A 12,884-nucleotide genomic window follows, 5' to 3' on the forward strand; every position below is an offset into this window, starting at 1 on the left:
AGGGCTGAGAAGTTTACTTACTCGTTATGTAGAACTTTGTTAACCTTTTGGAACCGCCGTATGCGGACCCGCATGTACGGTGGTGTGAGAGGACGGGGGCTAGGCGCCCCCTCCTACTCGATCTTGTCGTTCTTGTCAAAATTAGATTGCTATAAAACCCTGTCCCTTTTTCAAAGGTCACAGGGTTTCTCTTTTTTAATTACTGTGTATGTCAGAAGAGGATAATGGCGTTGATTAAACATAGTAATCTTGAAAAATATCAAGATCCGATGATGAGGATAGGGGACTTTTCTCTAGTATAGTGTCAATGATCTCGCACAAATTTGATTCCACATTATTTTAGAACCTGTTTAATAAAGTCTGTTTTTGCTTTTGAGTATGCTTCTCTATCTTGGTTAAATCTTTTCGCTAATTCTTTCTTAAGAATTGAATAATCATAAACGAATTGTGGATTTTCTCGTAAACGATTACGAAACAAAAGTTGCTGTTCCCATCGTTCAGTTCCTTTAACCATCACATGCAAATGCGCCACACGCTTATTGTTTTTAACCTTTACAAAGAATCTTCTCCAAGGTCTTTCGTCTAGTTCCGGGCTTACATAATGCCAATTATATGTCTCCAATTTCGCTGAAATATCTGCTACTCTGTCAAATGAATCTGTTTCAGCCATTAGATCAATGATAGGTTTAGCAGGTAAATCAGGAATAGATGTACTTCCTATATGTAATACCTTGCTTATACCAAGGGAAGATAGAAGATCATAGAGTTGCTGTTCTTCTTGTCTCCCTTTGTCTTGCCAATCAGGATCTGCCTTAACTATTTCTACCGACTCAGTTGCCCATAAAGGCCAAGCATTTTGCTTATTATTTTTATCCATTTAACAAATCTCCTTTTGCAAATTATAACACTTTTTTTTATGTGGCTGTATAGAAGCTCCACCTACAAAGCATCTAACGCTTCCTTATACTGCTGCTTTAATTCTTCAGTGACCTGTGCGACGGGAGCAACATGTTGGATCGCTCCTAATCCTTGACCAGCTGACCAAATGTTCTTCCACGCTTTGGCTTCAGTCGCATTAAGTTGGGAAAAGTCCACGTTTTCTTTTTTATTCAAGTTGGCAGGATCGAGTCCTGCATTGCGAATGCTTGGAATAAGATAGTTGCCTTTTACGCCACTAATGGCATCCGTGTAAATCAAATCATCCAACGTGGAATCGATAAGCATCATCTGGTAATCATCATGGGCAAAGCTCTCGGTTGTCGCGATAAAACGCGTGCCCATATATGCAAGATCAGCACCGAGTACTTTGGCAGCCAAAATTTCTTGCCCATTTGAGATGCTGCCAGCGAGAATCGTTATGCCTTTCCATGTTTTTTTAATTTCAGCGATAAAAGCGAAGGGGTTAATCGTACCTGCGTGTCCACCAGCGCCGCTGCAGACAAGGATAAGTCCGTCTACGCCGCGCTGCGCAGCTTTTTGCGCATGTTTAAGTGTACTGGCATCGGAAAAGACAAGCCCGCCGTATTGATGTACGACATCAACAATTGGCTGTGGGTCGCCAAGCGACGTAATGACGATCGGTGGCTGATGTTTCACGATTAGGGCTAGATCGGTTTCAAGGCGCTTATTCGATTGGTGAACGATAAGATTGACTGCCCACGGAGCAATTTTTCGTTCAGGGTCATCGCTCTTTGCGGCAGAGAGCGCATCCGTTATTTGCTGCATCCATTCGTCAAGTTCATCTGAAGTACGTGCGTTTAAGAGAGGAAATGACCCGATCAATCCGGATTTGCAGCTTTCGATAACCATTTTGGGACTGGAAATAAGGAACATAGGGGCGACGATAACAGGTAAGTGGAGTTGATGTGCTATCGCTTGAGATAACCGTTTGGACAATTGAACTCATCCTCTCGTCGTTCATATTTTAATTAATAAACTGAATCTCTGCTATTAAAAGGAAAAAGCGCTTAGAGGGAAGCGTATCATGTATATGAATATGTAGGCGTTGTCAATCCATTCTGAATTAAAAATTAGCTTAATAGCATTTGATTGTTTTTTCGAATGATAATTCTTTGTTTTAATTAATTGGTGTAGGTGTGCTCTCAGTGTGGTTTTCAAAATGGGGCTGATGGCCGCGGTGGAGCAGTTTAAATGGTAGACATGCCACCTAATTGCTTGGAGAGAATAGAATAGGCGTTATCATATATATTAGTATATTTACTAATAATTTGATAGGCAATATCTTATAAATGATTGAGCAGGGCTTCCATGCCTACTCATTTTTTAACAAATAAGATTTACAATAATGCTGCGGGACCTTTACTAGTATCTTCATGTAGGTAGTGCTTGTACGTATGATTCTGCAAGATTATCGGATTGATTAATGACCCATCGAATTTGTTAACGTGAAAAAACATGTCATAAGGTAATGCTTTACTGGATCTTGAAGCCGAGCTAACGAAAAGGAGATACTAGATGCAAACGAATCAAGCGATTCATTGGGCGATTGAAGAATCTATAAAATTTCTTGAATGTGCAACGAATTTTACGATAGATCATGGCCAGTTCAGTCGCCAAAAATGGGATGGAGCTTGGTGGCATATGGCTGCTCTTTATGAGATGGGTGAGGTAACACGAATTCCCGAGTCAGCGATCGTCAGAGCTAAACATTTACTTAAAACCCAGGTCTGGCAAACTTTTATGATAGCCACCGATGATCACCCAACAAGTGAAACCGATAAAATGAAGCTGGATTGCTGCCATTGTGAACTTGCCGTATTTTATATGATATTAATGGCGTATGGCTGTGATTTGGATGAGGAACTCCCTTGGATTCGTGAATGGCTTTTAAAACACCAGCTACCTGATGGTGGCTTGAACTGCGAGCCTGAAGCGTATACGCATTCTAAAAAAAGCTCTATTATTTCAACACTTCCACCACTTGAAGCTATTCTTTTTTATACAAACCGCGAATTTACTGAGCAGGAAGCTATTTACCTAGACGAAGGCGCACGTTATTTAATAGAGCATCGTCTTGTATGCTCAAAACAAAATGGGAGCGTCATTGATCGAACTTGGCTGAAGCCTTGCTTTCCGAGATTCTTTGAATATGATATTTTGCGTGGCATGTTCTTCTTGGCAGAATGGTCCCGGCGTAGAAACAAACCACTTCCAATCGACGTGCTTCAGGAAGGTTTAGAACGCTTGAAACCATTAATGGAGGCAGAAGGCTTACAAATCGGTAGACAGATTTTTGATCCACAAGGCCCGTGGGGTGGGCGAACCTTTCCCCTGCTCCAAGCAGTAGCAGGTATTGGTTTCGTTTCGCCTTATTTGACTCAACAACTGAATCAAGTGATCGAACGATTACGAGCGTAAGTGTGCTTTAGAACAGTGATCTGGGTATGACAACAGAACCTTCCATCTAGGTTCTGAAATGAGCGTCAGGCTACCTAGCACTGATTTGAGAAATTGTTAACCAAAGCTGTCTTACCTATAAAGGAAGGACGAGAGTCTACCTATTACATGGAAGACAGCTTTTTTCCTGCATAGAAATCGTCTGAAGCGTTACCTTACAGTACTTGTTTAATGCGTTCCAAAGCCCAATCCAATTCATCTTGTGTAATGACAAGGGGTGGAGCGAAGCGAATCGTGTTGTCATGCGTTTCCTTAGCAAGCACGCCTAAGCGCTGCAGTTGTTCGCAATAGGGTCTAGCAGCTTCTGTAAGCTCAACGCCGATGAAAAGCCCTTTGCCGCGTACTTCCTTAATAAGTGGGGATTGTATGCCTCGCAGTGCCGTGATGAAATAATCTCCAAGTGCAAGTGAGCGCTTAACGAGTTGTTCATCTTGCAGCACTTGAAGGGCCGCTACAGCTACCGCACTTGCGAGTGGATTTCCACCGAAGGTTGAACCATGTGAGCCTGGATTAAAGATGCCTAGCACATCCTCATCGGCCGCTACCGCAGATACGGGAATTACACCACCACCCAATGCCTTACCGAGAATATACATGTCTGGAACGACATCTTCCCAGTCACAAGCAAACATTTTACCTGTACGTCCAAGACCTGTTTGGATTTCATCGGCAATGAATAAGACATTGTGCTTGCTGCATAGCTCCCGAGCTGCCCGCAGAAATCCATGCTCTGGCATCATTATTCCCGCTTCACCTTGAATCGGCTCCACTAAAAATGCGGCGGTATTTGCGTTAATCGCTTGTTCTAATGCTTCGATATCACCGTACGGAATCGTGACGAACCCTGGGGTGAATGGTCCAAAGCCGCGTTTATAGCTATCTTCGGACGAGAAAGAGGTTATCGTGACCGTGCGTCCATGGAAATTCCCTTCGCATACGATAATCGTTGCTTCATTTTCAGGAACCTTTTTCATATCATACGCCCATCTTCGTGCCGCCTTAATTGCGGTTTCCACCGCTTCTGCTCCTGTATTCATTGGGAGAATCAATTTTTTTCCTGTGAGGGTAGACAACTGTTCATATAAATGACCTAGCTGATCGTTATAGAAGGCTCTTGAAGTTAGTGTGACTTTGTCAGCTTGATCCTTGAGTGCTTGGATGATAGTCGGATGGCGATGTCCATGATTCAAGGCGGAATAAGCGCTAAGCATATCCATATAGCGTTTACCCTCAGGATCGGAGACCCAGACTCCTTCGGCTTGTGAAATGACGATAGGTAGGGGGTGATAGTTACGGGCACCGTACTGTTCGGTCTGATCGATAATTTGCTTAGATTTATTCATCATCAATCCGCTCCTTATTAGGAATTATAAAATGGTTTGGCCGAGCAGTGAGCAGATAAGCCCATTAGCAAGAAGAACGGTTCGTTTGTTTTGATCTAAGGTTGGATTGACTTCGACGAACTCTGCTGAGGTAATGAGTCCTGATTCGTGCATAAGCTCTAACGCAAGATGAGCCTCACGATAATTTACTCCGCCTTGAACTGGAGTTCCAGTACCTGGTGCTTCGTAAGGGTCGAGACTATCAATGTCGAAGCTGAGATGTACACCGTCCGTACCGCTACCTACGATAGCCAGTGCTTCTTCCATCACACGCAGCATGCCCTTGCGGTCGATATCATGCATCGTGAAGCAGGTCACACCGAAAGAACGGATATATTCGCGCTCTCCTTGGTCAAGCGATCTAGCGCCGATAATGACGACCTTACTCGGATCAATCGGGTAAGCACTTTGGTGAATCTGGGTGAGCAAAGGATGGCCTTGGCCAAGATTGACAGCGAGCGACATACCGTGAATATTTCCCGTTGGACTTGTCGCTTCCGTATTCAAATCTCCATGGGCATCGAACCAGATAACGCCTAAATTACGATAGTGTCGCCTAATTCCTGCAATTGTTCCGATAGAGATACTGTGATCACCACCAAGGATGAGAGGGAAGTGTCCTTGTTCGACGATGTTACTTACTCTGTCAGCAGCAACTGTATTCAGCATAATGATTTCATTTAGATATTTAAGATTTGTGGATGCGCTTACAAATTGTTTGGTACTCGTATCAATAGCGGTTAATTCTGAGGCGGCAGCAACGGGAGGAAGGATGACTTCTCCTTCATTAATAACTTGGATGTTCAAATTCGTTAGATGGCGTACAATACCAGCTTCGATCAAGACCTTTGGACCAAGCTCTGCTCCTTGACGAGCCCCGCCTAGTCCGAATGGTACACTTAATAAAGATACAGCTTTGTTTCTCATGAGAGTGCTCCTTTCCCTATGTCCGTGAATATAAACAAACAAGATCGTTGGAGATAATAAGCTGTTGCTTGTTAAAGTAAATAATCGTGTTACCTTAAGATTCGCTACTAGTATAGCAGAAAATAATGTAAATTTAATAGCTGAAAATTTAAATACTAAAAGTTGTATTTCTATGCAAAATGCACGGTGTGTATGTGAAAGGATCAGAATTTGATTCTAACTTAGCATATGAAGACATGCTGTGAATTGTTAACCACCGTTTAATAAAATGGCTTTTGAATATTCATGCGATGGTATTCATGCATTAAGTGGAAGAATATAAAGTTTGTTGATCCAATGGTGTTGCCGTGCTAACGTAAAGGTATGAGACATAATTTTTATCTACCTGGTTAGAGCCATTGGTGTTACTTCTATATATTCTCAGATAGGCAGTCTCTTTTTCCATTTAATTCTCAGAATAGCCTTCATGGTAAATACAATGTACAAACAAAAAATTTAAAGGGGAAAGTAACGTGAATAAGTCGATGACGACGAAAAATTTTAAAGTGCAAGACTTAATAATAAGGGTTGCTATCGTGCTCATTATAGGTATCTTCATTTGGAATGGTATCGCTTATGTTAGTGACACGTTTATTGGGCAAGAATATAGCCCTCTTAAACATTTTTTAATGGCACTGCTCACAACTGCTTTGACGCTAACACTCGTACAAGTAGCACTAAAATGGGACAAAATGAAATGGAACCAGCTTGGACAAACAACCGTTAAGAAAAATATCTTTTCCTTTCTTCTTGGTTTTTTACTTTGGGCAATACCTGCATCTATTGGTTTATTTATTTGTATTCGAATTGGGTGGGTTAGCATAAGTGTTACTACCGATTTAAATTTCCTATTACAAAGTATTTTGATTTTATTTATAACTGTATTTTTAATCGAGGCACTACCTGAAGAACTTATATTTAGAGGATACATATATCGCTACTTACATGCATGCTTCCCTCATTGGGCAACAATCCTTTTACAAGCATTGTTGTTCTCATTATTTGCTTATTGTATAGGGGCCATTTATTCGTTGGAACAGCTTCAATTTATCCCTGGCTTTGCAATTATATTAGGTATGCTTAGGGCGATATCGGGGAATGTATGGACATCCATTGGATTTCATGCAGCCATAATGACGGCAACACAAATTTTAGGATCTACTCACGGCCATTTTGATGTGAGTGGAATGTTTACACTTCGGTTCTTTGCATTTATTTTGCTGCCAAGTGCTACTGGAGCGATGGTATTATCATTTATGTATACAAACTATAGCTGGAGTAAAAAAGAACCTTTACGTTAGATGACATTGGACATTAATTACAACTATACTTACCTGAGATATAGAATTTCCTTCTACAAGACTACTATGCAAAACATGTTTATGAATTGGTAAACATTTGTAACTTATAAATATGGCTATTATAATGAAAGAAAGATTGTATTCATATCTAGGAGGTATCGTTATGTCCGAATGTAAACTATCAGTCGATTATGATCAATACGAGAGTGGTGTCAAAATTGTAGATTTAATAGAGGCGCTCGCAGGCAAGGATGAAACCCTTCAGCTTGAAAGTCTCATCATCGGTGACTGGGGCGGCGCCTACGAAAATGACTCTAGTGAAATTGTCGAAGCTCTTGTTCGGCTGAAAGACCGCTTCCCACAGCTGCGGAGCTTATTTATTGGCGATATGTCCTATGAAGAATGCGAGGTCTCTTGGATTAATCAATCTAACATTGGGCCGATTCTAGCTGCTTATCCAGAACTTCGCTCACTCACGATAAAAGGAAGCACAGACCTGAGCCTAGCTCCCGCTCAACATGACAAACTGGAGGAGCTTACGATTATTTGCGGCGGGCTTGGCAAAGACGTCCTTACTAGCATAAGTGAAGGTAGTTTCAAAAACTTGAAGAAGCTGGAGCTTTATTTAGGGGTCGAGGAGTATGGATTTGACGGAAGTCTTGAAGATGTGCTCCCGTTGATTGAACCTGGGAAATTCCCTTTGCTTACCTATCTTGGACTCAAAGACAGTGAAATTCAAGATGAAATCGCTATTGCAGTAGCCAATTCACCGATTGTTGATCAACTACATACGTTAGATCTTTCTATGGGGACGTTGACAGATAGTGGGGCTGAAGCACTTATCACTAGTGAAAAGATAATGAAATTGAAGCAGCTAGACCTAAGCTACCATTACATGTCGGATGAAATGATGAATCGTTGGAAGCAGTCAGGCCTCAACGTAGATGTTAGCGATCAACAAGATTCTGATGAGGACGAGGATTATCGCTATCCTTCCTTGACGGAGTAACGATGGAAGCGATGATTATCATTGGCAATTCCGGTAATCGAAGAACAACCGGACTACAAGCGGCAAGAGCTCGGCTGGGGTTACCTCCGGCTCTTGTTCTGGATTATTTGGATGTACTGCAGGGAAAGGCATCCTTACATTCAGTTGCACAAAGCATGGGGCAAACGTTGGATAAACCTCCGTTGCTCCGGCTTGACGCGCCCGGGGAACATTTTGAAGTGGAACGTGAGCTTATTGCACTCGGTGCCCCTGATGCGGCGTTTCAACATGAAGACGAACGTTGGCTTAAATTTAATAAGAGCGTTGTTCAGCCTATCTCGGTAAAGATGGCCAAAGGTATGATGGAAGCTAAGGGAAAGTTGTATCATCCTTCCCAGTGGTTTCGCGGGTATTGCATTCTGTTAACTAAACTGGACCGGGAGGCAGCACGGTTGTGGAATACGCCACGATGGATGAATGATCCCAAGGATATAGCCGCCATGTTCGATAAAAGGCATACTCATCAGATCCTAACATCAGCTGGATTGCCGGTGCCTAGAAGATTAGCTGCGCCGGAAGCCATACCAAATTACGATACACTTCGGGATGCTATGGCAAAAGAGCGAATCTATCGTTTATTTATTAAACTTGCAGCTGGTTCCGGCGCATGCGGCGTGATCGCCTATCAAGTAAACCCCGTTACAGGGGCAGAATCGGCCGTGACGACAATAGGGGTGGAGAACTATCTGCGAAGACCGCCTATATTTTATAACGTAAAAAAGCTGGCGAACTACAAAGACCCCCAAGTCATTCGCCAAATCATCAATTGGTTATTAAGACATGGCGCTCATGTAGAGCAATGGATTCCAAAAGCGTCTTATCGAGATCGCACCTTTGATATCCGCCAGCTTGTCGTAGCAGGTAAAGCTTGTCACAGTATTGCAAGGGTAAGCAGAACGCCTATCACGAATCTGCATCTCGACAGTGATCGAATGAGCTTGGAGGAGGTAGGCATATCTGAGCAACTTCAAGCTAGCGTACGACAATGTGCAGAACAAACGTTATCGGTATTTCCGCGTTCTACGGTCGCAGGCATAGATGTTTGTTTGACGAGCGGTTCCAATAGACCTTACGTATTGGATGTAAATCCGTTCGGAGATTTACTGTACCATAGTTATTATGTAGGACATGATCCCTATGAATGGGAAATGAAAATGACCTCACTATCTACGACTATCTAAATGGAAGAGGATTACCACGATGTTTAACATGAATGAAATTGTAGGCAGTCACGATATTCTCATGATTACGCTAGATACGCTGCGGTATGACGTCGCTGTACTGGAGGAAGAAAACTGTCCGAATTTGTGCGGGGCAGGGCATTGGGAAAAGCGACATACGCCGGGCAGCTTCACATATGCAGCTCATCATGCTTTCTTTGGCGGATTTCTGCCCACACCCGCTACGACAAATAAAGCAGATCATGTCCGATTGTTTCATTCGAAAAATACGGGATTAAAGACACATCCGTATACATGGCAATTCGATACAACGGATATCGTATCTGGATTGCAGGCAGTTGGCTACCGCACGATTTGTATAGGTGGAGTCATCTTTTTTAGTAAAAAAGTTCCGCTCGCCAAAGTTCTTCCAAGCTACTTCCAAGAAAGCTATTGGCGGATGACATTTGGGGTTACGAATCAACGCTCTACCGAACATCAGGTGAACCATGCCATCAAGCTGCTACACAATTCGGATCAGACAGAACGTCTGTTTATGTTTATGAATGTATCAGCGATTCATGGGCCCAATCATTATTTTATACCAGGAGCAAAGAAAGACTCCATAGAGACGCAGCGCGCGGCACTCCGATATGTGGACGGCGAGCTTGGTCGATTATTTCAGGCATTCCGAGAACGAGAACGGCCTGTATTTTGCATGGTATTTTCAGATCATGGCACCGCATATGGTGAGGATGGATATAACGGTCATAGGCTAGCACATGAGGTCGTGTGGAACGTACCTTATCGTGAATTTATTTTGTAAAGTGAGAGAAGGGACTATGATGAGCCTTACGGTCTACCCAAATTACATGGACATCATCCAGAACTCGGAGGCTCTGCGCAGCTGGAAGGATAACCTAACATCAGAGCCTTACCGGTCTTATTTATACGCATATCCACACAAAACCTCCTATAGAGAATTAGAGAGGAAGCTGCCCTTATCGGAACTGTGGAGTCAGGAAAAGGCAGATTCACTCTTTTTATATATGCATATCCCGTTTTGTGGAGCACGCTGCGGATTTTGCAATTTGTTCACACTGCCTGACAAGAGGGCTGATGTACATACGAACTATGTCGATGCTTTGGAGAGACAAGCTGCACAATGGGCCACGCTCATTCCAAATGCACCAATTGCTCGATTTGCTGTTGGAGGCGGCACACCGACTTTGCTGCAACCTGACCAGTTGGATCGGTTGTTTCATATTGCTCAACATGGAATGGGAATGGATCCGAGTCAAGCTTCCATCTCGGTAGAAACATCTCCCGAGACGATAAGCACCGAACGATTGGACATTTTAAAGAGTAGGCAGGTCGATCGGGTCAGTATGGGCATTCAAAGCTTCGTTGAATTTGAAGCGGATGCAATCTACCGTCCCCAAAAGCCTCAGGAAGTCGAAAGAGCTCTGAGACAGCTCAAGTTGTATTCATTTCCGATTCTGAATCTAGATTTGATATATGGTCTTCCCGGTCAAACCCTAGATTCATGGATATATTCGTTAGATAAGGCGTTGTCCTATGATCCAGAAGAGCTATTTATTTATCCGCTGTATACGCGAGAACACACGATTGTAAAGCCAGAGCAGATCAGACAGAGTGGCGAGGATCAAAGGCTTCTGTTGTATCGTGCAGCGAGGGATCGATTACTTGCACATGGATATACCCAGTACTCTATGCGCAGATTTGCCAAAGCGGAAGCGGGTTCAAAGAAATCATTGCTTCCTTATGGTTGTCAGGAGGAGGGGATGATCGGACTTGGTTGTGGAGCACGCTCTTACACAAGAACGGTTCATTACTCTTCACGCTACAGCGTAGGTCGTTCTGCTACTGCAAGCATCATTGCCGATTACGTAGCTTCGTCCGACTACACTCATGCTGATTACGGTATTGTGTTAAGCAGGGATGACCAGCAGCGAAGATTTATACTGAAAGCACTGCTTCATACGGAAGGCTTGGCATTGAGCGAATATACAGAGCGGTTTGCAACATCAGCTCTCAACGATTATCCAGAGTTGAATCTCCTCTTGCATACAGAGCTTGCTGTTATAGAGCATGAGATACTGCAACTGACGGATGAAGGGTTAATGTACTCCGATTCCATAGGAGATTGGTTCATCTCTCCGGAAATACGGTCGCGTATGGAAAGCTGTGTACTGTCATGAAGGCGACCATTTATTTTCGCGGGAGCCTGAGCTCTTGCAATTATGACTGCCCTTACTGTCCTTTTAGCAAAAATATTGATAGTCAAGAGACATTGACGAAGGATAGGCTGCAAGTACAGAAGTTTGTCGACTGGGTAGGGAAGCAAGAAGAAAGCGGACATCAGCTATCTGTGTTTTTCAACCCATATGGCGAAGGACTTACGCATCGTTGGTATAGAGAGGCCATGGTTAAGCTGTCCCACATGCAGCACGTTAATAAAGTCGCAATACAAACCAACTTATCCGCTAAGCTAGATTGGACGCGGGATCTGAACCCAATTACGGCTGCATTTTGGGTAACCTATCACCCTGGCCAGACGAAGGAAGAGCGATTTTTACAGCAATGCGGTAAGCTTTATGAGCAAAAAATATCGTTCAGTGTAGGGTCTGTTGGGCTTAAGAGTGCGTTTAGCTCCATTTCTTCATTAAGGAATGCACTGCCTGATGATGTTTATATGTGGGTGAACGCCTACAAAGATAAAAAAGATTACTATTCTGCCGAGGATTTAGCATTTTTAAGCGATGTGGACCCTTATTTTGGCCTTAATGCCCAGGATTACGATAGTATGGACAAGCCGTGCCGCGCTGGAAAAAATGTGTTCTATGTCCAAGGAGACGGTCGCGTAAAGCGCTGCTATAAGGATCGTCTAGTGATCGGAAATTTGTATAGAGATGGGCTTGATGGCATTGCTCAAGAACGCCCGTGTCGTATGAGGCAATGTGATTGTTATATAGGCTATATCCATATGGAGGAGCAGCCGTTCGATTCTATTTACGGAGAACGCGCGCTCGAACGGATTGCTATATTATCGTAAAGGGGAAACAGCGGGTATCAATACACCTTCAAGTAAGTAAACGACCATTCCGTGAGATAGGGCGTATAAATTGGAGGTGTTTTTTGCATGTAAAGTAAAATGAACTATCCTGTAATAATATAAGCGAAAATGAAAACGATGAAATAACCTTTCACAAACTGAATTGGAATGCATATCCATAAAGAGTAATCAATCATATTCTCTTGGTGAAAACCTACTTTTAGGAGGTAGATTGACATTATGGGTTTGCATAAAAAGGTAAGGACAAGAATCTTTTTGTTGTTACTAACACTAATATGTATCATTCCGCTAGCAACGGCGAGCGCAATAGGGGATCCGCCAGTAACTTCCCAGAGCGGGGATGGAAAGTGGAATTGGGTAGGTGAAGATCGGCTAATTAGATTAGGCCCCAATTTTTACGTAAGCAGTCCTACTGTCAATTCTACTGGGGGAGATTTCAGAGTGTGTTCAACAGCGCACGATTACTATACTTTATACGAAGCTGATTCTGTACCCAATCCTCCTGATTTAGTA

General features: G+C 43.0%; 11 protein-coding genes. 7 read left to right on the plus strand and 4 right to left on the minus strand.

What is annotated here, in order from left to right:
• Positions 1-334: 334 nt before the first annotated feature.
• Positions 335-877, minus strand: coding sequence for a GrpB family protein (locus tag IFO66_RS21855; RefSeq protein ID WP_192027158.1), 543 nt, complete (start codon positions 875-877; stop codon positions 335-337).
• A gap of 62 nt (positions 878-939) precedes the next feature.
• Positions 940-1,896, minus strand: coding sequence for an NAD(P)H-dependent flavin oxidoreductase (locus IFO66_RS21860; RefSeq protein WP_192027159.1), 957 nt, complete (start codon positions 1,894-1,896; stop codon positions 940-942).
• 579 nt (positions 1,897-2,475) lie between these two features.
• On the opposite strand from IFO66_RS21860, the gene IFO66_RS21865 reads away from it, so the two are divergent.
• On the plus strand, positions 2,476-3,378 hold the full coding sequence (locus IFO66_RS21865) for a prenyltransferase/squalene oxidase repeat-containing protein (RefSeq protein ID WP_192027160.1): 903 nt from the start codon (positions 2,476-2,478) through the stop codon (positions 3,376-3,378).
• A gap of 194 nt (positions 3,379-3,572) precedes the next feature.
• Here the strand turns inward: IFO66_RS21865 and IFO66_RS21870 are convergent, their stop codons facing one another.
• Both IFO66_RS21870 and rocF read right to left on the minus strand, forming a co-directional pair.
• On the minus strand, positions 3,573-4,760 hold the full coding sequence (locus IFO66_RS21870; RefSeq protein WP_192027191.1) for an ornithine--oxo-acid transaminase: 1,188 nt from the start codon (positions 4,758-4,760) through the stop codon (positions 3,573-3,575).
• A gap of 24 nt (positions 4,761-4,784) precedes the next feature.
• Positions 4,785-5,726: an arginase gene (gene rocF, locus IFO66_RS21875; protein ID WP_192027161.1), complete on the minus strand. Its 942-nt coding sequence runs from the start codon at positions 5,724-5,726 to the stop codon at positions 4,785-4,787.
• Positions 5,727-6,238: 512 nt separating this feature from the next.
• Between rocF and IFO66_RS21880 the strand changes: the two genes are divergently transcribed.
• The 6 genes from IFO66_RS21880 (at position 6,239) to IFO66_RS21905 (ending at position 12,350) form a co-directional block, all read left to right on the plus strand.
• Complete coding sequence (locus IFO66_RS21880) at positions 6,239-7,066, plus strand: CPBP family glutamic-type intramembrane protease (RefSeq protein WP_192027162.1); 828 nt, start codon at positions 6,239-6,241, stop codon at positions 7,064-7,066.
• Between the two features lie 163 nt (positions 7,067-7,229).
• Positions 7,230-8,075, plus strand: a complete 846-nt coding sequence (locus IFO66_RS21885) for an STM4015 family protein (protein ID WP_192027163.1) — start codon at positions 7,230-7,232, stop codon at positions 8,073-8,075.
• A gap of 2 nt (positions 8,076-8,077) precedes the next feature.
• Positions 8,078-9,295 (plus strand): STM4014 family protein, encoded by a 1,218-nt coding sequence (locus IFO66_RS21890; protein WP_192027164.1) that lies wholly within the window; start codon positions 8,078-8,080, stop codon positions 9,293-9,295.
• A 19-nt stretch (positions 9,296-9,314) separates the two neighbouring features.
• Positions 9,315-10,100: an STM4013/SEN3800 family hydrolase gene (locus IFO66_RS21895; protein ID WP_192027165.1), complete on the plus strand. Its 786-nt coding sequence runs from the start codon at positions 9,315-9,317 to the stop codon at positions 10,098-10,100.
• A gap of 19 nt (positions 10,101-10,119) precedes the next feature.
• Complete coding sequence (locus IFO66_RS21900) at positions 10,120-11,496, plus strand: STM4012 family radical SAM protein (RefSeq protein WP_192027192.1); 1,377 nt, start codon at positions 10,120-10,122, stop codon at positions 11,494-11,496.
• Positions 11,493-12,350 (plus strand): STM4011 family radical SAM protein, encoded by an 858-nt coding sequence (locus IFO66_RS21905; RefSeq protein ID WP_192027166.1) that lies wholly within the window; start codon positions 11,493-11,495, stop codon positions 12,348-12,350. Before IFO66_RS21900 ends, IFO66_RS21905 begins: the two co-directional genes overlap by 4 nt.
• The last annotated feature ends 534 nt before the right edge of the window (positions 12,351-12,884 follow it).

The organism is Paenibacillus arenosi (assembly GCF_014841135.1).
In the GTDB taxonomy this organism is placed as follows: domain Bacteria; phylum Bacillota; class Bacilli; order Paenibacillales; family Paenibacillaceae; genus Paenibacillus_B; species Paenibacillus_B arenosi.

What these genes read in the sequence shown, in the direction of transcription:
- IFO66_RS21870 (WP_192027191.1), bottom strand. Translation starts at nt 4,760, where the DNA reads ATGAATAAATCTAAGCAAATTATCGATCAGACCGAACAGTACGGTGCC.
- IFO66_RS21900 (WP_192027192.1), top strand. Translation starts at nt 10,120, where the DNA reads ATGAGCCTTACGGTCTACCCAAATTACATGGACATCATCCAGAACTCG.
- IFO66_RS21905 (WP_192027166.1), top strand. Translation starts at nt 11,493, where the DNA reads ATGAAGGCGACCATTTATTTTCGCGGGAGCCTGAGCTCTTGCAATTAT.
- rocF (WP_192027161.1), bottom strand. Translation starts at nt 5,726, where the DNA reads ATGAGAAACAAAGCTGTATCTTTATTAAGTGTACCATTCGGACTAGGC.
- IFO66_RS21865 (WP_192027160.1), top strand. Translation starts at nt 2,476, where the DNA reads ATGCAAACGAATCAAGCGATTCATTGGGCGATTGAAGAATCTATAAAA.
- IFO66_RS21855 (WP_192027158.1), bottom strand. Translation starts at nt 877, where the DNA reads ATGGATAAAAATAATAAGCAAAATGCTTGGCCTTTATGGGCAACTGAG.
- IFO66_RS21885 (WP_192027163.1), top strand. Translation starts at nt 7,230, where the DNA reads ATGTCCGAATGTAAACTATCAGTCGATTATGATCAATACGAGAGTGGT.
- IFO66_RS21895 (WP_192027165.1), top strand. Translation starts at nt 9,315, where the DNA reads ATGTTTAACATGAATGAAATTGTAGGCAGTCACGATATTCTCATGATT.
- IFO66_RS21890 (WP_192027164.1), top strand. Translation starts at nt 8,078, where the DNA reads ATGGAAGCGATGATTATCATTGGCAATTCCGGTAATCGAAGAACAACC.